Here is a 19,950-nt window from a genome sequence, read left to right as displayed (position 1 = left end):
CCGGCATAAAGAGTACAAGCATCCCCTGCCCCGCCGTTAGTTAAATGATGGTAACCGGGGTAGGTGGCGACACGGCGCAAAAGGCGAATACCGGGCGGCAGGCTTCCAGCCTGCCGCTTTTGCTTCTGGTGGAAATGAAGAAAAAAATTCGGCCGGCAGCAGGAATTTTAAGAGAAATAGCGAACTAACTTTATAAATAGCAAAAGTAGTTCCTTGAGCAACAAAGGGGTTTGGTATCACTTGTGTTAACAAGAAAATAACCCTATTTTCATGTTTGGTTGTGCCTACCTGGCATGGCCGGTTAGTTTGCAAAAGGGTTCTGAAAAAAGGTTTGGGATTGCGCTAACTATTCTTTGCAGTCCCGGCCGGGAAACGCTAACGATAGTTCTTTCAAATTCATTGCCGGGAAGGAGGCGAAGTTTGATCCCTGCCGAATAGTATTGGACGTCGTACGCCAGGCTTTCACGCCGGGTGAGGATTGAAAAAATCAACAAACACCAACAAAGGGGGTATTGCCGATGGATTTTAAACCAAAGCGGCCACAAAAGGAACTGAAGTATGAAGAGTTACGCATCTACACGGACGAAGAACTGCATAACTACACGGAAGAAGAGCTTAAAGATTTTAAGATCAAGCATGATATTCCTGATTTAGAGGAGCTGGAGAAGGGACCGTGGCCCAGCTTTGTCGCCGACGCCAAACGGGAAGCCCTGCACCGCAAGAAACTCCCTAAAGACCGGATGATGATTGATCAGGATGTAGTGGATGATTTGCTTGGCCAGTTGCAATTATCCTTTGATGACGGGGAAACCCACTGGAAGCACGGCGGCATTGTCGGCGTCTTTGGTTATGGCGGCGGCGTTATCGGGCGCTATTCCGATGTTCCCGAAAAATATCCTTCTGTGGCCCATTTTCATACCCTGCGCGTCAATCAACCGGCCAGTAAGTTTTACAAAACGGACTTCCTGCGGGCCCTCTGTGATCTCTGGGAGTTCCGGGGCAGCGGCATGTTCAATATGCACGGCTCCACCGGTGATATCATCCTGCTGGGGACCACCACCGAACAGTTAGAGCCCCTCTTTTATGACCTGACCCATGAACTGGACCAGGATCTCGGCGGCTCGGGCTCGAACCTGCGCACACCTTCCTGCTGTATCGGCAAAGCCCGCTGCGAATTCGCCTGCATAGATACCCAGGATTTGTGCTACGAGTTGACTACCCATTACCAGGATGAGCTGCACCGCCCGGCCTTCCCCTATAAATTCAAGATCAAGATTGATGGCTGTCCCAACGGCTGTGTGGCTTCCCTGGCCCGTTCTGACATGGCCTTAATCGGTACCTGGCGGGACGACATCCGCATCGACCAGGAAGCAGTCCAGGCCTATATCAGGGGCGAAATTCAACCCAATGGCGGCGCCCATAGCGGTCGCGACTGGGGCAAGTTCGATATCCAGAAGGAAGTCATTGATCTCTGCCCTACCGGGTGTATGGTCATGGAGGACGGCAAGCTGGTAATCAATAACCAGGAATGCAACCGCTGCATGCACTGTATCAATACCATGCCCAGGGCTTTAAGGCCTGGCATCGACACGGGCGTCAGCATCCTCTTTGGAGCCAAAGCACCGATCCTGGAGGGCGCCCAGCTGGCGGTATTGACCGTTCCCTTTATGAAAGCCGAAGCACCCTACGACAACATCAAAGAGCTGCTCGAGAAGGTCTGGGACTGGTGGATTGAAGAAGGCAAGAACCGCGAGCGCCTGGGCGAACTGATCCAGCGTAAAGGGCTGCCCAGGTTCCTGGAGGTTATCGGCGTCCCGGCTGCTCCCCAGATGGTTAAAATGCCGCGCACCAACCCGTATATCTTCTGGAAAGAAGAAGACGTACCCGGCGGCTGGAAGCGCGATATCAAAGATTACCGGCTGCGGCATAAACGATAGGAGGAGGTTGGCATCATGGCCTTATCGCAAGAACGCCTTGGTAAATACAACCCGGAGAAACCGACGGAAAATAGGATTACCGATATTGGCCCCCGGCACTTCTGGGAGTTTTTCCCGCCGGTTATTCAAAAGAATTACGGTAAATGGCTTTATCATGACATCTTAGAGCCGGGTATTATGGTCCATGTTTCCGAAACTGGAGACAAGGTTTTTACCGTAAGATGCGGCGGCTCCCGGTTCATGACGGCCGAAAATATCCGCGAGATCTGCGATATTGCCGATAAATATTGTGACGGTTATGTCCGTTTCACCACCCGCAATAACATCGAATTCATGGTCACCAGTTATGAAAAGGTTGAGGCTTTGAAAAAGGACCTTCTAAGCCGGAAATATATCTCGGGGAGCTACAAATTCCCCATCGGCGGTACGGGTGCAGGGGTAACCAATATTGTCCATACCCAGGGCTATATCCATTGCCATACCCCGGCTACCGACGCTTCCTCCATGGTCAAGGCCATCATGGATGAGCTGATGGACTACTTTACTGGCATGACCCTGCCAGCCCATGTCAGGATTTCCGTAGCCTGCTGTTTAAATATGTGCGGGGCCGTGCACTGCTCGGATATCGCCCTGCTGGGCATCCACCGCAAACCGCCCATTGTGGACGATAATATTGACTCGATTTGTGAGATACCCCTGGCCATTACCGCCTGTCCCGTAGGGGCTATTTCCCCGGGTAAAACAGAAGACGGCAGGAAGACGGTAAAAATAAAAGAAGAACGCTGCATGTTCTGCGGCAACTGTTATACCATGTGCCCGGCTTTGCCCATTGCCGATAAGCTTGGTGATGGGGTGGCCGTCCTGGCCGGCGGCAAGATATCCAATCGCATTAGCGAACCCAAGTTTTCCAAAGTAATCGTACCCTGGTTGCCCAATAATTTCCCCCGCTTCCCGGAAGTGGTGGCCACCGTCAAGAAGATCATTGAAGTTTATGCCGCTGAGGCCAGGAAGTATGAGCGCATCGGCGACTGGGCGGAACGGATCGGCTGGGAGAAGTTCTTTGAGAAGTGCGAGCTGCCCTTTACCGAGCACCTGATTGATGATTATCGCCTGGCCTACGATACCTACCGCACCAGCACCCAGTTTAAGTTTACCGGGGCGGCCTGGGAAGTCTCCAGGGCGGCAGGAGGTATTGACGACTAGGCCTGCCTGAAGATAAGGGGGTATGAGCGATGATGGAGGAGATTAAAAAGGCCATCCTCGAGTTTGCCGAGACCAGTAAAAAGAGCAAGTTCTACTTCAAAGACCTGGAAAAGGCCGTCCAGGCCAGGATACCGGAAGCCAAAATGAGGGATATTAAAAAGGCCGCTACGGAACTGGTTAACGAAGAAAAATTAATCTACTTCTCCACCGGTAGCACCACCATGTACGGTTTAAAGGGAAGGGGTATAACTGAAGACCAGTAAGCAGGCAGGTAGGAGTTGGGAGCGAGCGGCCTGGCCTGAGCGGCGAAGTGGCCACAAGCTGTGCCAAGAGCGAGGGCGGGGCAAACTCCTAACATGGCCGGGAATCCCGCCTTAAGCCTCACGGCTGACCCAGCACTCAACTCGCAAAGGTTTTGTTCACAAAGAGCACCTGTTCCAAACGAGTTGAGTGCTGGGCGCTCCGCAAGGTCCCGGAAGCGAGGGAAAATAAAGCCCAGCAAATACGTTTTTTAGGAAAAGAGGCTGCCAAACATATATGATAGCAGCCTCTCCTTTATATGGAAGTCGGAAGCAGGAAGTCAGAGGTCTGAATTATGCTAAGAACTGGCCATGCCAGTTCTTACCTAAAATCTCACTTCTCATTTCTCATATCTTATATGCGGAGGAGGAAGGGGATGGCTGAGCCGCAGGATTTTGCAGACTTTATTGCCGGGCAAAAGCGAATACTCGCGGAAAACCCCGGGTGCGCCACGGCGCTCTACAACCTGGGGGTTTCCTATATGCAACAGGGGAAATGGGACGAGGCAATTGCGGCCTTTGAAGAGGCAATTACCAGCAGCGGCCGCATGTTTGAGGCTTATGTAAACCTGGGCTATATCTACTGGCAAAAGGGGGAGCTGGAAAAGGTAGTCGCAGCCAACGAAAGAGCCATCGCCATCGAGCCGCGGTATGCCCGGGGCTATGCCAACCTGGGGTTTGCTTATTCCCAAATGGGCAGGACGGAAGAGGCCATTGCCGCCCTGGAGAAGGCCATTGAGCTGAACCCCAGGATCGTCCAGGCTTGGAATAACCTGGCTAATTGTTATCTCCAGCGGGGCAACATCGCCAAAGCCATCGCCACCGGCCAGAAGTTACTGGAGATAGCACCTGATTTTGCCCTGGGGCATAATAATCTCGCCTATGCCTATTATTTAAACGGGGATTTGGCCAGGGCGATTGAGCACATTGACCGGGCCCTTGAACTCGGGTTTAACGTCCACCCGGAATTCCTGCAGAAACTGGAACCATACCGCAAAAACTAATACCCGTGTACAGGTTCGCCAACCTCCATTTTGGCCAGGGCTTCAGACGCCAGTTGAGCCACTGTCTTTTTTTGTAAATTGCCGCTGTCGTAGAAGGTTACTGGCTGCCCGTCATCCTGAAGACCCCGCAGCATATCCCTGGCCGCTGCTGCGCTTAAATTGCCAAGGAGCCAGGCCGTATAGCCCCGGGTTGCAGGGTCCGGGTCCTGGAGAAAAGGTAGAAAACGTAAGCAGGCCGGGCGGATAAGCCCGGGCTTTACCCTGGCAATACTGCCGATGGCCCGTAAGGCCTGGGGCCGGAGGGTTGTGTCTGCCAGCAACTGGTACAACGCAGGAATGTACCCGGCAAAGGTTTCCGGGAGGCTGGCGATAATGGCACCGGCGGCATCGATGGCCCCCCAGCCTGAAGAACCAGGGCCCGTGACGGAGGTTAATAATCGCTGCAGCAGCCGGGCGATATTTTCCGGGTCCTTTTGGGCAATGAAGGCGGCTACTTTACCTAAAATATCAGCGGCCCGGAAGCGGAGCAGTTCGTCGCCAGCATAGAGAAGCCGCTGCAACTCCCTGATCAGGCGCCGTTCAGACCTGGCTATATTTAAAAGGGTTTCGACCTGATATTCATTTACCAGGGCCTCGATTTCTTTTTTAGTGAACTTCTTTTCACCAGGAGGCGCTGTAGATGTCTGGGAGGAAATGGCGGCGGCTCGCGCCAATTTTTTTTGCACCCCCTGGCGGGTAACCTCCAGGATATCCGGGTGCAGTTTAACGAAATAGAGGGCGCCGGAGATTCTCCTGCCCTCATAAAACCCGCCGGGAACAATTAAATGGGTTTCATAGTCGTAGTTCTCAACCAGCTTTTCCAGGTAATCCTCCTCTGGTAGCAGGCCCCAGGCCAGATCCCAGTCCAGGTTACAGCTAAAGACCAGGGCTTCAATAAAAGCCGCTCCCAGGTTGTGACCGGTTATATCGCAGGCATAGACGGCGCCACAGGAACAGGACTCTACCGGCATTTCGTTTGGCCGGCGAGTAACCTGCTCTTTGGGCCTGGCAACGGGTAACCCGCAAAAGGGGCAGGTTGGCTTGAGAGCAAGCTCTTTGCTCATGGGTTGCTTCTCCCTGCTCTTCTTTTCCCTAACCTTTATTCCTCCGGTCCCGGGATATCCAGGGTCATGCAGTTGCTGCCGGGGCTGCAGGATTTGGTCGTGAGCTTTGGTTTTTGCTCGCCCTTTCCCGGACGGGTGAGAAAATTAACCCGGCTGATTACCCGTTCCAGGGACCGGGACTGGCACTCAGGACACTGGAGTTCGACCTTTTCATGCATACTGGCAAAACGCTTTTCAAAAAGTTTTCCGCACTCCAGGCAGCGAAATTCGTAAACAGGCATTATTATTCTCCTTCATTTTAAGCCTTTGTCTCAGCCTTATTGTAACAACGCCGGGGATTTACGTCAACAACCGGCGCAATCCAGTAAACTATCCCCGGTTGCCGGTGATTATGGTATAATGAGGTGCAGGTGCTTAATAAGGAAGGGAGACAGGTATGGATATCAGTTCCCTGGCGCCGCTGGTAGCAGCCTGGGCCAAAATGCAGGCGACTGCGGCGGGTAATACCGGCGGCAGTAAAGATTACTTCAATAACCTTTTTTACCTGGTGCTCCTGGCGGAACTGGAAGAGGGACAATCCCCGGCAGTAGAGGCAACAGGGACGGGCAGAAAGCCGGCAACTGCCGCCCCTAACCCTGTTTCTGGGGCCCGCAGCCTGCCCGGCTCTGGCTTTAAAGACCTCATCAGCCGGGTGGCGGCCAGGTACAACCTGCCGGCAGCCCTGCTCCAGGGGGTAGTCGAGGCGGAGTCCGGCTTTAATCCCCGGGCGGTATCACCGGCCGGGGCCACGGGGCTCATGCAGCTCATGCCGGCAACAGCTCGGGCCCTGGGGGTGACGGATCCCTTCGACCCGGAAGCCAACCTGGACGGCGGCGCCAGGTACTTGAGGCAGCTTCTGGACAGCTTCCAGGGTGATCTGGTCCTTGCCCTGGCAGCCTACAACGCCGGCCCCGGCGCCGTTAAACGTTACGGCGGCATTCCTCCTTACCGGGAAACGCAGGCCTATATCCAGAAGGTCCTGGCCGCCGCCCGCAGGTTTGAAGGCCTGGCCTAAACCTATACATAGCTGTGGGCGCCGGGAAGGAGTAGTGAGACGCCAAACAAGGTAAAGAGCACCGCCAGAAAGCCCACAATGGCCATAATGGCGGCCCTTTTCCCCCGCCAGCCGTAAGTTTTCCGGGCGTGGAGATATGCGGCGTAAATCAGCCAGGTAATTAAAGCCCAGGTTTCCTTGGGGTCCCAGCCCCACCACCTGCCCCAGACCTCTTCGGCCCAGACGGCCCCGGTAATTAGAACCAGGGTCATAAAGGGAAATCCCACCGCTACCGACCAGTGGAGCAGGTTATCGATCTTAGCCAGGGGCGGCAGGATACTTTCGCCGATGCTGTCGTATCCCTTTTCTTTGAGCAGGTAGATAAGACCTAAGCAAAAGGACAGGCCGAAGGCGCCGTAAGCGATGATGGCCGTAAGAACATGAAACTGCAGCCAGATGCTCTGGAGGGCCGGCATCAGGGGCCTGGTGCCAGAAGATAAGGTATTGCTATAGGAGAGGATAATTACTTCCAGGAGAGCTACCAGGACCATTAACAGGTCCGATTTGATCATCTTACGGGAAATAAGATAAAACAGGAGTATGCCCCAGGCAAAAAGCAGGGCAAATTCGTATAAAGTAGCAAAGGGCAGCCTGCCGCCAGTAATGCTGCGCAGCACCAGGGCCAGGGTCAGGGAAGCAAAGGACAGCACCAGGGCCGCCAGGGCCAGGGGACCGGTATATTTGTTGGGCCGCCACAGGGAGATCAGGCTCAAAGTAACGGCTACCAGCAACAAAATATAGGCTACCAGGTTAAAACTGGATTCCATATCTTGGCGCCACCTCTCGTTTTTACTTCTTCGCTTTTACTTGTCCGCCGGTGACGATGCTAACTGTCATGCGGTGCTCTTCCCGGGACATGTTTATCAGGAACCAGGTAGCGAAGAACAAAACCCAGCAATAACAAGATAAACCCGGTGTAAATTATTCCAACCCCCGGGTCTTTTTTGATCTCCAGTCCGGTGTAATAACGGTAGCCGGAAAAGGTAACGGGATAGCCGTCCACGGCTTTCGTTTCATTCTCGGCCAGGACTTGCCTCGCCGTTACTTGATGATCCTGGAAAAGGACGACAGCCAGTCTGGGATTATTGGGCAAGGGGGAACGTGAATGTAACCCGCCCCCCTGTTCATCAAAATCAGGAATAAAGAAAAAGACCAGCCTTACATTTTTGCCCGGGTCGATGTCAAGACCCCGGCCACTGGCCAGGTCGAAAGGTACCGCTTTACCGTCAATAACGGCCTGTCCCCGGGCCAGCCAGCCGTAACTGGTCTGGTAAATTTTCAAGCCCTTAAATTTTAAGGGACGGTTTACCCAGATATCTCGCTCAATTTCCAGGCCATCAGCTGTTTTAAGGGATACGCTGCTAATGTACTGCCTGGGCTGGAGGTTTTCGTAATATTCAATTTTAAAATCCTTAACCGTTAAAACCTGGCCCGGGAAACCCCTGCCGGTCAGGTCAAGGCTGTCGCCGACACCTATTTCGACATAGGTATGCCGGCCCATAACCCCAGATATGGCCGCCCCGGCCAGGATCACCAGGATACTTAAGTGCAGGATAATGGAACCCCATCCACGCCGGCCAGGGGCTTTTTTTACTCGCCGTAGTGAGCAGGTCAGGATGTTGACAGTTAAAATTGTTCCAAGGGTAATAAACCACCAGTTGTGGTATAAGTGGTCCAGGGACAAGAGGACAATCAATCTTCCAGGTAGTTCTCCGTAATAAGCACGGTAGAACCCAGCGGGCTGGCCCTGGGGAAGGAAGCTCCCCAGGGAAGCCAGTACTCCCAGGAGCAATAAAAGCAAAAGGCCTAGTTTCATAGAAGACAAAAAGGTAAAATACGAATGTTCCCGGTTGTTACCGGCCAATATCATCACCTCAGTTAAGAATGAGTATACACCAGCGGTCGTCCAGCGGTCAATGGCAGCAGGCAGCAGCAGTACCGGACGACAGATACAGGCATTTTACAAGTACAAAAAAATATTTCTGCCAGCAGCAGGAATTTTAAGAGAAATAGCGAACTAAATTTATAAATACCAAAAGTAGTGCTCCGGTGAACGAAGGGATTGAGGGGAGTTTGTGAAAGACGGCAGAAATAATATTTTGCCAGGTACACACGAAATTTTAACCCAAAGGAAAAGCGCCATTTTACAAAAATGGTATCAGAGAGTACTGGACTCTTACCCTGCGGAAACGGCCCGGTTTTTGAAGGAAGAACAGGACCGGTTCGCCAATCCGGTGGGCACGACTATCTACCAGGGATTAGAGGGCCTTTATGAGGAAATCCTCCAGGGGATGGAAGCTGGCAGGGTCAGGGCCTGTCTCGATAGTATTATCAGGATCAGGGCGGTCCAGGATTTCTCTCCTTCCCAGGCCCTTGCCTTTATTTTCCAGTTAAAGCATGTGCTCAAGGAGGAACTGGCTGGTGAAATCCGGGAAAAAGGCCTTTCCCTTGATGTAGTGGAAGCCCGTCTGGAAGACCTGGCCCTCCTGGCCTTCGATATTTACATGCAGTGCCGGGAGCAGCTGTGGGATCTCAAGGTAAAGGAGATTAAAAATAGAACTGCCAGGTTCCTGGAAAGGGCAAACGTGACCATAAATTTTCCTTATTGAGAAGGTGGGAAAATGGCATCGCTACCGAAACCTGATGAACTGCTGGCGATTAATTATAAACCGCCGCGCACGGGGTGGATGGATACCCCGGTAAAATTCAGGCGTGGCACCTACTTGTATGGCGCCAAGCCTAAAAACCTGGAAGCCGTAGGCCTCCCCAACCCCCGGGAATGGTCACCGGAAGACGAAGACTGGAAACTCCCGGAAAACTGGCAGGAAATTATCCTGGAAGGCCTGAGGGAACGGCTGGGGCGGTTCCGTTCCTTACAAATCTTTATGGATGCCTGCGTGCGCTGCGGCGCCTGTGCCGACAAGTGCCATTTCTTCATCGGCACCGGGGATCCCAAGAATATGCCGGTCTTGAGGGCTGAACTGCTCCGCTCGGTGTATCGCAAGGATTTCACGACGGCAGGTAAGCTCCTGGGGAAACTCATCGGGGCCAGGGAACTGACCCTGGATGTCCTGAAGGAATGGTACTACTACTTCTTCCAGTGCACCGAATGCCGCCGTTGTTCAGTTTTCTGCCCCTTCGGCATCGACACGGCAGAAATTACCATGATCGCCAGGGAACTCCTCAACCTGGTCGGGTGTAATATTGACTGGATCGCCGCCCCGGTAGCCAACTGTTACCGGACGGGAAATCACGTCGGCATTGAACCCCACGCCTTTAAAGATATGGTTGAGTTCTGTGTCGACGAAATTGAAAATATTACCGGTATCAGGGTGGAACCGACCTTCAACCGCAAAGGTGCCGAAATCCTCTTCATCGCACCTTCCGGCGACGTTTTCGCCGATCCCGGTACCTATACCCTCATGGGTTACCTGATGCTTTTCCATGAAATCGGCCTTGACTACACCTTCAGCACCTACGCATCTGAGGGCGGTAATTTCGGCATGTTCACCTCCCATGAGATGATGAAAAGGCTCAATGCCAAGATGTATGCTGAAGCAAAACGGCTGGGGGTGAAGTGGATCCTGGGCGGCGAATGCGGCCACATGTGGCGGGTCATCAACCAGTACATGGATACTATGAACGGCCCGGCCGATTTCCTGGAGGAGCCGGTTTCCCCCATAACCGGTACTAAATTTGAAAATGCCAGGTCAACCAAGATGGTCCATATTGTTGAATTTACGGCCGACCTGATCAGGCATAACAAAATTAAACTGGATCCCAGCCGCAATGACCACCTGAAAGTAACCTTCCATGACTCCTGCAACCCGGCCCGGGCCATGGGGCTCTTTGAAGAACCGCGCTATATCCTTAAAAATGTCTGCCGGAATTTCTATGAGATGCCAGAGAATACCATCCGGGAGCAGACCTTCTGCTGCGGCAGCGGGTCGGGCCTTAATTCCGATGAATATATGGAAATGAGAATGCGCGGCGGCTTCCCCCGGGCCAACGCGGTGAAGTACGTCCGGGATAAATACGGCGTTAATATGCTGGCCTGCATCTGCGCCGTTGACCGGGCTGTCTTCCCGGCCCTCATGGATTACTGGGCACCAGGCGTGGCAGTTGCCGGCGTCCACGAGCTGGTCGGCAATGCCCTGGTAATGACCGGGGAAGCCGCAAGGGAGACAAATCTGCGGGGAGAACCTTTGCCTGTAAAGGGAAAGGAGGAGAACGGCGGTGAATGATTCCCGTTACATTATTACCGGCCTGATTGTGTTTATCGTTCTGGTGACCTTCCCTTTCTGGGCCAATGCAGGTAAAGCCGCCCCCCCGGCACCGGCACCCAGCCTCGACACGCCGGCCATCCAGCAGTTACCCGAGAAACAGTGTGTTGAGGCCACAGCGTACATGCGCACCGACCATATGAAGTTGCTGGATGAGTGGCGCACCCGGGTTGTCCGGGAGGGTAAAAGGATTTATGTAGCCAGCAACGGCAAAGAGTACGAGATGAGCCTGGAGAAGACCTGCCTGCAATGCCACTCCAGCAAGGCCCAGTTTTGTGACCAGTGCCATAATTATTTAGATGTCCAACCTGACTGCTGGACCTGCCATATTGAGCCAAAGGAGAGTAAGTGATGAAAACGAGCAGGAGAAATTTCTTAAAAGCCAGTGGCGCATGTCTCTTGGGGCTCACCCTCTGGCCGGCAGTTAAGGGCTTCGCAGGTAATAGCACGGAGTATAATACGAGTTCGAAAGCCCTGGCCGGTAAGAAATGGGGCCTGGTCATTGATATGAAAAAGTGCTGGCCCAAATATCAAGAAGGTTGCCGGAAGTGTTTTCTGGCCTGCCAGAGGGCTCACAACATACCTGATATTGCCAATAAAGAAGAAGAAATCAAGTGGATCTGGACTGAGCCCTATGAAAATGCTTTCCCGGATGGGGAGCATGAGTATATACCGGAGATTATAAAAGGCAAACCCTTTATTGTGCTCTGCAATCACTGTGAGAACCCGCCTTGTGTGAGGGTTTGCCCCACAAAGGCAACCTTTAAACGCCGGGATGGCATCGTCATGATGGATTATCACCGCTGTATAGGCTGCCGCTACTGTATGGCTGCCTGCCCTTATGGCGCCAGGAGCTTTAACTTTAGCGACCCGCGGCCTTTTATCAAAGAAGTAAACCCGGAGTTTCCCACCAGGGAAAAGGGTGTCGTGGAAAAGTGCAATTTCTGCGCCGAGAGGGTTGACACCGGACAGCTACCGGCGTGTGTCGAAGCGTGCCCGGCAGAAGCCCTGATCTTCGGCGACCTGGAAGACCCCAACAGCGGCATAAGAAAAATACTGGCCAGCCGTTATACCGTTCAGCGTAAACCGGAACTCGGAACCCGCCCCAGTGTTTATTACCTCATATAAGAAAAAATAACTAATTTAGCAAAGATTGGGTGCTGGATGACTTCCAGCCTCTGACTTCCGATTGATGGAGGATAGGTAGTTATGCTGGTCAAGGCTTTAACTGGAAGTAAAAAATATTGGGTCTGGGTAATTTTCTTACTCGTCCTGGTAGCGATAGGCCTGGCCTGCTACCTCTGGCAGTTGCAAAAAGGCCTGACTATCACCGGCATGAGCCGGGACGTTTCCTGGGGTTTATATATTGGCCAGTTCACCTTCCTGGTGGGGGTGGCGGCCTCGGCGGTGATGGTCGTTCTGCCGTATTACCTGCATAATGTCAAAGCCTTCGGCAGGATTACCATCCTGGGCGAATTTCTGGCTGTTGCCGCCCTGATCATGTGTTTATTGTTTATCATAGTGGACCTCGGTAAACCTATGCGCCTGTTGAATATGATCTTCTATCCCACCCCCAATTCGATTCTCTTCTGGGATATGATCGTGCTGAACGGGTATCTCCTGTTAAATATCATTGCCGGCTGGCATGCCCTGGAGGCAGAATATAAAGCCGTTCCGCCCCCGGCCTGGACAAAGATATTAGTTTACATCTCCATCCCCTGGGCGGTCAGTATTCATACGGTTACGGCCTTTCTCTACGCCGGACTGCCGGGCAGGCACTACTGGCTGACGGCCATTATGGCGGCCCGCTTCCTGGCGTCGGCCTTTGCTTCCGGCCCGGCCCTGTTGATCCTCCTGAGCTATATCATTAAACGGGTCAGTAAATTTGATCCCGGCCGGGAAGCCATCCAAAAGCTGGCGGCAATTGTCACCTACGCCACCATTATCAGCGTCTTTTTCGTCGGGCTGGAAATTTTCACTGCCTTCTACAGCCAGGTACCCGCCCATGGTATGTCCAGCATTATATACCTCTTTGCCGGCCTGGATGGTCATGGCAAGCTCGTGCCCTGGATGTGGACCTTTGCCATCCTGGCGGTGCTGGCCCTGGTCCTTTTAATTAACCCCGCGACGCGCACCAGGGATACTTACCTCCAGGCAGCCTGCGCGGCAGTCTTTATTTCCATGTGGATCGAAAAGGGAATAGGCCTGGTCATCGGCGGCTTTATACCCAATCCCTTTGAAAGGGTTACCGAGTACGTGCCTACTTTGCCGGAAACCTTAATTGCCCTGGGAGTCTGGGCAACCGGCTTCCTGATACTTACCTTCTTATATAAAATAGCCATTGCTGTCAAAGAAGAAACAGTTTAGCGGAAACGAGGGGTAAAGATATGGGAATGGCCTTTTCCTTCTTTATCGTTATTGCCTTAATTATGGTTGTCACTCTTGGCGTGGGAGTGGCAGGGTTGCAATATCTGTTTGGAGTTATTATACCCTACGCCGCCATCGCCATCTTTTTGGCAGGGATGGCCTACCGGGTTATAAAGTGGGCGCGGGTGCCGGTCCCTTTCCGGATACCTACCACTGCCGGGCAACAGAAATCCCTGCCCTGGATCAAGGCGAGTACCTTTGACAACCCTTCCAGCACTGCCGGCGTGATCGGCAGGATGGCCCTGGAGGTATTGCTCTTTCGCTCCCTGTTAAGAAATACCAGGATGGAATTACACCAGGGCCCCAGGCTGGCCTATCACTGGGAAAAGTGGCTCTGGCTGGGGGGACTAATGTTTCACTGGTCCTTCTTGCTGATCTTTCTCCGTCACCTGCGCTTTTTTACCGAGCCGGCGCCGGCCTTTGTGCCCTGGCTGGAAAGCATCGATGGATTTTTCCGCATCGGCCTGCAGGGGCTCTATGTAACTGACATAGTGATTGTAATTGCTGTGACTTATCTCTTTCTCAGGCGGGTGGTTATACCTCAGGTGCGCTATATCTCCCTCCCGGCCGACTACTTGCCTCTCTTTTTGATCCTGGGAATAGCCAGCACGGGCATCCTCATGCGCTATTTTTTCAGGGTAGACATTACAGCGGTTAAGGAATTAACTATGGGACTGGTGACCTTCAGGCCCAGAGTCCCGGCAGGAATTGGCGTTCTTTTCTACATCCACTTATTTCTCGTATGTATCCTGGGGGCCTACTTCCCCTTCAGCAAGCTGGTGCACATGGGTGGTATTTTCCTTAGCCCGACCCGCAACCTGCCCAATGATAGCCGTGCCAGGAGGCACATCAACCCCTGGAATTACCCGGTCAAGGTTCACACCTATGAGGAGTACGAGGAAGAATTCAGGGAAAAAATGAAAATGGCCGGCCTGCCGGTAGAAAAGGGGTAGACAAGGTATAACGCGCAATCTTCCCCGTTAAAAGCGGGGAAGAGCGCGTTTTACTTTTACTTTTACTTGTCCCCCCTTGTTTTTGGCCCAAATATGTGTTAATTTTAAGTTAAGGTATCCCATGTACCATATGCGGCAGGCAACGGCATGTATTTAAGAAAAAGACGCAGGAGGGAATATGATGGAAAGCTTGCTTGAACCAATCGACCTGCAGAACTACCAGCCTGTGCGCCAGGAAGCCTACAATGCTTTACGGGAAGCCATCCTCACCGGTCGTCTGGAGCCGGGAACCCGCCTGGTGGAACGGAAAATTGCTAAACAACTGGGTGTCAGCCGCACCCCGGTACGGGAGGCCATCCGCAAACTGGAGCTGGAAGGTCTGGTCGAGCACCTGCCCCGGCGGGGAGTAGTGGTTGCCCGCATGTCCACCCGGGAAGCCTGGGAGGTCTACAGCATCCGGGCCGTTCTGGAAGGACTGGCCGCCCGGCTGGCTGCTGAACATATTAATCCAATTCAGTTAAAAAGATTAAATGAACTTGTAAATGCCATGGAAAAGGCCTGTGACGAAGACGATTACGACAGGTTGCAGGAGCTGCACCTGGAGTTTAATGAAATCATCTGTAAGGCTGCCGAGAGTCCCCGCCTGCACCAGATGATTGACAATCTGGTGGATTATATAGTAGGCTTTACCAGGATTGGGTACAGTATCCCCGGCCGGACGAGGGCCGCAACCAGGGAGCACCGGGAACTGCTGGAAGCCCTCATGAAAGGTGACGGCGAAAGGGCGGAAAGAATTGCCCGGCAGCATATAGAAAATTCCCGCCAGGCCTACTTCCTCCAGCTGGCCTTAAGGGATCAAAAAAATACCAGCTTTTAACGAAAAAGTTTTGCTTAACCAGCAGGAATCTCCGGCGAGGTGTCGAATAATTTTAAAGGCAAACAAAAGGTATACCAAACACGATATTTAATATCTGGTCTGTTGGTGGTCTAAAATAGCTGACATAAGTAGCATAAATTCGACAGGCTATAAAGTTCAGGAGCGTACAGGTGCAGGAGAAACAGTTTTAAAAACTGTATTCAAGGTATACCGTATACCAGTAATATTAAATGGACGGCGAGGGGACGCTTTTTATGCCCGCAGCTGGTGTTAAACTCCGTGTTTGTGAAGGTATGGTCGAAGATGCCCGCAAGGGTATTGTGAGAGTACTTTCCGACGTGATGGAAGAATTGGGCTTAAAACCTAATGATGTGGTAGCCATTACCGGCAAGCGGACGACGGTGGGCAGGGTTATGCCTGCCTTTCAAGAGGGGTGCCCGCCCGGGAACATCCAGATGGACGGTATTTTAAGACAGAATGCCGGGGTCGGTATTGGTGAAGGCATTACCCTGACCAGCCAGGATTGGCAGCCGGCCCGGACCGTCATCCTGGCACCGGTACTCCCGGGCTGGACCCTGGCCGGTGAACATGAGATTGTTCACTTGAAAAAATATTTAATTGGCCGCGCAGTAATGCTCGGGGACCAGATAACCATCCCCCAGTTTGCCGGTGGCGATGAGGCCTTTACTGTCGAAGGGGTAGCGCCCCGGGGAGCGGTAGTTATTACCCGCGACACGGCGGTACGCTTTAAAGGCGGCGAGGACACGGAAGGCCGGGGCCAGCGGGTGACATATGAAGATATTGGCGGCCTGGCCAAAGAAGTCCAGCGGGTCCGGGAAATTATCGAACTCCCCCTGAAATACCCGCAATTGTTTCACCGGCTGGGTGTGGAAGCGCCGAAGGGTATTCTCATGTACGGCGCTCCCGGTACGGGCAAAACCCTCATTGCCCGGGCCGTAGCTTCCGAAACGGATGCCCAATTCATTCATGTCAACGGCCCGGAAATAATGCATAAATACTACGGCGAAAGCGAAGCCCGCCTGCGCCAGGTTTTTGACGAGGCCAGGAAAAAGGCACCGAGCATCATTTTCCTGGATGAGATTGATGCCATCGCGCCCCGCCGGGCCGACGTTCACGGCGATGTCGAAAAGCGCGTGGTGGCCCAGTTGCTGGCCTTGATGGACGGGCTGGAATCCCGCGGCAATGTCATTGTGATCGCAGCCACAAACATTCCCGACCTGGTGGACCCGGCCCTGCGGCGCCCGGGCCGCTTTGACCGGGAGATAGCCATTAACGTGCCCGACCAGCGGGGCCGGCGGGAGATTTTGCAGATTCACACCCGGGGCATGTCCCTGGCAGGAGATGTCTCCTTAGATCGACTGGCAGCCATTACCCACGGCTTTGTCGGTGCCGATCTGGCCGCCCTCTGCCGGGAAGCAGGCATGTACGCCCTGCGCCGCGGCCTGGCCCGGTTCCAGCTGGGGAAAGGCTCCCTGGATGACCTGCAACTCCAGGTAACCATGCGTGACTTTCTGGATGCCCTGGCAGAGGTAGAGCCCTCGGCAACGCGGGAGTTTGCCATGGAGATTCCCTCGGCCGGGTGGCAAGATGTAGGGGGCCTCGCCGAGATTAAAGAGCGCCTCCAGGCCATGGTCCAGTGGCCCCTGCTGTATCCCGAGCTTTTCCAGCAATTTGACCTGCCGGCACCGAAAGGCATCTTGCTTTCCGGGCCGCCGGGCACAGGCAAGACCCTGGTTGCCAGGGCCCTCGCCCGGGAAAGCGGGATAAATTTTATCCCTGTCAACAGTTCCCTCCTCTTTTCCCACTGGTGGGGGGAGGCGGAAAAGACCCTGCATGAGATTTTTCGCAAGGCGCGCCAGGCCTCTCCCTGCCTCCTGTTTTTTGATGAAATCGATGCCCTGCTGCCCGCCCGTAAAAGCGGCGAAGGGAGCAACATTGGCAGCCGCCTGGTATCCCAATTCTTGATGGAACTGGACGGCCTGGAGGACCTGCGGGAAGTAATCGTCCTGGGGGCAACCAACCGGATTGACATCCTCGACCCGGCCGTCCTCCGGCCCGGACGCTTTGACCAGATCCTGGAGTTTCCTTACCCGGACCAGGCGGCCCGGCGAGAAATATTCGCGATTTATTTACGCTCCCGTCCGGTGGAACGCGGCCTGAATTTAGACAACCTGGCCCAGGCAGCCGAAGGGCTGGTAGGCTCAGAAATAGAAGCCGTGTGTAAACGGGCAGCCTTGCTGGCTGTAGCCGAAATAGTGAAGGGAGATACGGCTAACGAACCAGGGCGGGGTGTTATCAAAACCCGCCACCTGGAGCAGGCCCTGGCTGAAATCCAGGGGGAAAAACACCAGGTGCGGACCGGGGTGGATAACCGCAGTGTCCGCCCCGTCTGGAATAATGTAATTCCCGGAGCAGTGAGCAGGCTGGGGAGGTGAGGCTGGAAGATAAAGCAGTAACTTATAAAGTGGCGGCCGGGGCAGGGCGTGTTCCAGCCATTGGAATTCCCCGGGTACCGGCGGCCGGGAATGCTCCCGGCCGTGGGAAACACCATCTATGTAGCACTGGCAGGCTAGAAAGGAGGAACGTCAATTGTCCACGCAAGAACTCTTTGTCGAACCCAACCTGAAGCAGATTACCGTCTGGGCCCGCGGCGTGGTCATGAATAAAGACGCCCGCGACATCGTGGTGGCCTTAACGGAAGCTGCTGCTAGAGAAGGCAAGTATGTGCAAGCGTGGGAGAACTATGTCGATCTCCCCGACCGTATCTATGTCCCGGTACGGGCCTACGCCCGCATCAGCAGCGATCCCATTGAAAGCAAGTACATTTACGAAAATGAGAACCCCGATATTGTCGTTGTCGTTGAGGAAGCCCTGGTCAAGGGTGTCCCCATCCTGAAGGGTATCAAGCCGGGCAGCACCCTGGTGGTTAATACCAGGCGCAGCATTGATACCATCCTGGAATTCCTCGGCGATACCGGCAACCTGGCCCGGGTTGTTACCGTTGATGCCAATAGCATGGCCCAGGCCATTATGACCCTATCCGGCGCTGAAGGCGCGACTGACGCTACCGGAATTGGCGCCGGTATAGCCGCCCCCATTGCCGGAGCCGTTGTCAAGGCAACCGGTATTGTGGATATTGATAACCTGACAGCAGTAGTCAAAAATCTTGCCGCCATGCGCCGGGGTTATGAAGAAGCGCAAATAAGGCAACTTCCGGCCCATGAAGTGGTAGAAGAAGTAGCCGTAACGGCCAGGGAGCTTTTGAAGCAAATGCCCTTTGCCGGCACCGTACCCTCGCCGCAGACCGAAAATGCAGGCATGATTACCGGTAACTGGCGCATCCAGCGGCCTGTTCTCAACCAGGAAGCCTGTACCCAGTGCTGGACCTGCTGGATCTCCTGCCCCGATTCCTGCATAACCATGACCGATGAGGGACCTACCTTTAACCTCAAATACTGCAAAGGTTGCGGTCTCTGCACCGCCGTCTGCCCCAGCGGTGCTTTGAGTAACGTTCCAGAATTAGATTTTAAAAATTAATCTTTTCAGGAGGTGAAAAAGATGGGTAAAGTAAGAAATATTTCTGGTTGCGTGGCAGTGGCCCATGGCGTCCGCCTGGCTGATGTTGATGTGATCTGTTCCTACCCCATCCGCCCCTATACCGGCATTATGTCGGAACTGGCCCGTATGGTGGCCGACGGTGAACTGGATGCCGAGTTCATCCACGGCGAAGGCGAGCACGCCCAGCTGAGCGTTGTCTACGGGGCTTCGGCTGCCGGGGCGCGGGTCTTTACCGGCAGTTCCGGCGTGGGGGTAACCTATGCTTTCGAAGTCTATTCCCCCATTTCCGGTGAGCGCCTGCCGGTGCAAATGGCCATAGCCGACCGCACCCTGGACCCGCCCGGTGACTTTGGCGAAGAGCATACCGATGCCGAGTGCTGCCGCGACCAGGGCTGGATCCAGGGCTGGGCCTCCACGCCCCAGGAAGCCCTGGACAATACCCTGATTTACTACCGGGTAGGTGAAGACCCGCGGGTTTTGCTGCCCCAGTACGCCTGCCTGGATGGCTACTTCGTCAGCCATATCCTGGGACGGGTGGATATTCCCGACGAGGCCCAGGTGAAAGAGTTCCTGCCGCCTTACAAGAACCACCATGTCCTGGATCCCAGGAACCCGCAGATCATCGGTCCCCAGATTGAGCCGGCCATGGGACCGCCCCTGCAGTACCAGCGCTACCAGGCCGTTAAAAACGTGCACAAGGTTTTAGAAGAGGCCTGCGATGAATTCGCCCGCATCTTTGGTCGCAAATATGATCCCTATCTGGATGAATACCTGACGGATGACGCTGAGCTCATCATGTTCGGCCAGGGTGCCCACATGGAAACGGCCAAAGCAGTGGCCCGGCGCCTGCGCAACCTGGGTGAAAAGGTTGGCGTGGCAAGGCTCAGGACCTTCCGGCCCTTCCCGACAGAACAGATAAAAGAGCGGCTGTCTAAATTCAAGGCCATAGGCGTCCTGGATGTCTCGGCCAACTTCGGCATTTCCTGCAGCGGCGGTGTCCTCCTGTCGGAACTGCGGGCGGCCCTTTACGATTACGGCGATAAAGTCAAGACTGTCGGTTTTGTAGCTGGCCTGGGCGGCGAGGTTGTCACCCACGACGAATTCTACCGCATGTACCAGAAGTTAAAGGAAATCGCTAAAACAGGCAAAGTTGAGCAGACTGCTTACTGGATCCCCTTTGAATTATAAACGT

General features: G+C 54.0%; 20 protein-coding genes. 16 read left to right on the top strand and 4 right to left on the bottom strand.

Translation table 11 applies throughout. The features are described 5' to 3' along the window. Positions 1 to 44: 44 nt before the first annotated feature. From MGLY_RS00175 to MGLY_RS00155, 5 genes are all read left to right on the top strand, one after another. On the top strand, positions 45 to 188 hold the full coding sequence (locus MGLY_RS00175) for a hypothetical protein (protein ID WP_156271204.1): 144 nt from the start codon (positions 45 to 47) through the stop codon (positions 186 to 188). Positions 189 to 518: 330 nt separating this feature from the next. Then, positions 519 to 1,937: a dissimilatory-type sulfite reductase subunit alpha gene (gene dsrA / locus MGLY_RS00170; RefSeq protein WP_156271203.1), complete on the top strand. Its 1,419-nt coding sequence runs from the start codon at positions 519 to 521 to the stop codon at positions 1,935 to 1,937. Between the two features lie 15 nt (positions 1,938 to 1,952). Then, on the top strand, positions 1,953 to 3,140 hold the full coding sequence (gene dsrB, locus MGLY_RS00165; RefSeq protein WP_156271202.1) for a dissimilatory-type sulfite reductase subunit beta: 1,188 nt from the start codon (positions 1,953 to 1,955) through the stop codon (positions 3,138 to 3,140). A 32-nt stretch (positions 3,141 to 3,172) separates the two neighbouring features. After that, positions 3,173 to 3,403, top strand: a complete 231-nt coding sequence (locus MGLY_RS00160) for a dissimilatory sulfite reductase D family protein (RefSeq protein WP_170291169.1) — start codon at positions 3,173 to 3,175, stop codon at positions 3,401 to 3,403. 413 nt (positions 3,404 to 3,816) lie between these two features. Then, on the top strand, positions 3,817 to 4,443 hold the full coding sequence (locus tag MGLY_RS00155) for a tetratricopeptide repeat protein (RefSeq protein ID WP_156271200.1): 627 nt from the start codon (positions 3,817 to 3,819) through the stop codon (positions 4,441 to 4,443). On the opposite strand, the gene MGLY_RS00150 is transcribed toward MGLY_RS00155, so the two are convergent. Together MGLY_RS00150 and MGLY_RS00145 are read right to left on the bottom strand one after the other, a co-directional pair. Further along, on the bottom strand, positions 4,440 to 5,546 hold the full coding sequence (locus MGLY_RS00150) for a DVU0298 family protein (RefSeq protein WP_156271199.1): 1,107 nt from the start codon (positions 5,544 to 5,546) through the stop codon (positions 4,440 to 4,442). The genes MGLY_RS00155 and MGLY_RS00150 overlap by 4 nt on opposite strands. 35 nt (positions 5,547 to 5,581) lie before the next feature. Further along, complete coding sequence (locus tag MGLY_RS00145) at positions 5,582 to 5,827, bottom strand: FmdB family zinc ribbon protein (protein ID WP_156271198.1); 246 nt, start codon at positions 5,825 to 5,827, stop codon at positions 5,582 to 5,584. A gap of 155 nt (positions 5,828 to 5,982) precedes the next feature. Here MGLY_RS00145 and MGLY_RS00140 point away from each other — a divergent pair, with 155 nt between their 5' ends. Then, a complete protein-coding gene (locus MGLY_RS00140; protein ID WP_156271197.1) occupies positions 5,983 to 6,600 on the top strand; it encodes a lytic transglycosylase domain-containing protein in 618 nt (205 codons plus the stop codon). 2 nt (positions 6,601 to 6,602) lie between these two features. On the opposite strand, the gene ccsB is transcribed toward MGLY_RS00140, so the two are convergent. Together ccsB and MGLY_RS00130 are read right to left on the bottom strand one after the other, a co-directional pair. Beyond that, positions 6,603 to 7,406, bottom strand: coding sequence for a c-type cytochrome biogenesis protein CcsB (ccsB, locus tag MGLY_RS00135; protein WP_156271196.1), 804 nt, complete (start codon positions 7,404 to 7,406; stop codon positions 6,603 to 6,605). 59 nt (positions 7,407 to 7,465) lie between these two features. Next, positions 7,466 to 8,455: a cytochrome c biogenesis ResB family protein gene (locus MGLY_RS00130; RefSeq protein WP_170290845.1), complete on the bottom strand. Its 990-nt coding sequence runs from the start codon at positions 8,453 to 8,455 to the stop codon at positions 7,466 to 7,468. A 259-nt stretch (positions 8,456 to 8,714) separates the two neighbouring features. Between MGLY_RS00130 and MGLY_RS00125 the strand changes: the two genes are divergently transcribed. The 10 genes from MGLY_RS00125 (at position 8,715) to MGLY_RS00080 (ending at position 19,946) form a co-directional block, all read left to right on the top strand. Next, on the top strand, positions 8,715 to 9,248 hold the full coding sequence (locus MGLY_RS00125; protein WP_156271194.1) for an RsbRD N-terminal domain-containing protein: 534 nt from the start codon (positions 8,715 to 8,717) through the stop codon (positions 9,246 to 9,248). A gap of 12 nt (positions 9,249 to 9,260) precedes the next feature. Continuing rightward, positions 9,261 to 10,883 carry a sulfate reduction electron transfer complex DsrMKJOP subunit DsrK gene (gene dsrK / locus MGLY_RS00120; RefSeq protein ID WP_156271193.1) on the top strand — a complete coding sequence of 541 codons (1,623 nt, stop codon included), beginning with the start codon at positions 9,261 to 9,263 and terminating at the stop codon, positions 10,881 to 10,883. Next, complete coding sequence (gene dsrJ, locus MGLY_RS00115; protein WP_156271192.1) at positions 10,876 to 11,274, top strand: sulfate reduction electron transfer complex DsrMKJOP subunit DsrJ; 399 nt, start codon at positions 10,876 to 10,878, stop codon at positions 11,272 to 11,274. The genes dsrK and dsrJ overlap by 8 nt, the downstream gene beginning before the upstream one ends. Next, entirely contained in the window at positions 11,274 to 12,050 is a 777-nt protein-coding gene (dsrO, locus tag MGLY_RS18380) for a sulfate reduction electron transfer complex DsrMKJOP subunit DsrO (RefSeq protein WP_156271191.1), read from the top strand. Before dsrJ ends, dsrO begins: the two co-directional genes overlap by 1 nt. Before the next feature lie 81 nt (positions 12,051 to 12,131). Continuing rightward, on the top strand, positions 12,132 to 13,289 hold the full coding sequence (dsrP, locus tag MGLY_RS00105) for a sulfate reduction electron transfer complex DsrMKJOP subunit DsrP (protein ID WP_156271190.1): 1,158 nt from the start codon (positions 12,132 to 12,134) through the stop codon (positions 13,287 to 13,289). Between the two features lie 20 nt (positions 13,290 to 13,309). Beyond that, positions 13,310 to 14,302 (top strand): sulfate reduction electron transfer complex DsrMKJOP subunit DsrM, encoded by a 993-nt coding sequence (gene dsrM / locus MGLY_RS00100; RefSeq protein ID WP_156271189.1) that lies wholly within the window; start codon positions 13,310 to 13,312, stop codon positions 14,300 to 14,302. Positions 14,303 to 14,483: 181 nt separating this feature from the next. Then, the gene (locus MGLY_RS00095; RefSeq protein WP_156271188.1) at positions 14,484 to 15,179 is read left to right on the top strand and encodes a GntR family transcriptional regulator; all 696 of its coding nucleotides are present in this window, start codon (positions 14,484 to 14,486) and stop codon (positions 15,177 to 15,179) included. A 254-nt stretch (positions 15,180 to 15,433) separates the two neighbouring features. Next, on the top strand, positions 15,434 to 17,635 hold the full coding sequence (locus MGLY_RS00090; protein ID WP_156271187.1) for a CDC48 family AAA ATPase: 2,202 nt from the start codon (positions 15,434 to 15,436) through the stop codon (positions 17,633 to 17,635). A 154-nt stretch (positions 17,636 to 17,789) separates the two neighbouring features. Continuing rightward, complete coding sequence (locus tag MGLY_RS00085; protein WP_156271186.1) at positions 17,790 to 18,737, top strand: oxalate oxidoreductase subunit delta; 948 nt, start codon at positions 17,790 to 17,792, stop codon at positions 18,735 to 18,737. Positions 18,738 to 18,758: 21 nt separating this feature from the next. Continuing rightward, positions 18,759 to 19,946: an oxalate oxidoreductase subunit alpha gene (locus MGLY_RS00080; RefSeq protein ID WP_156271185.1), complete on the top strand. Its 1,188-nt coding sequence runs from the start codon at positions 18,759 to 18,761 to the stop codon at positions 19,944 to 19,946. The last annotated feature ends 4 nt before the right edge of the window (positions 19,947 to 19,950 follow it).

Origin of the sequence: Moorella glycerini (genome assembly GCF_009735625.1) — a bacterium.
Lineage (GTDB): Bacteria > Bacillota > DSM-521 > Neomoorellales > Neomoorellaceae > Neomoorella > Neomoorella glycerini.
The sequence above is the reverse complement of the archived record's forward strand: the minus strand, read 5'-3'. Positions and strand labels throughout refer to the sequence as shown.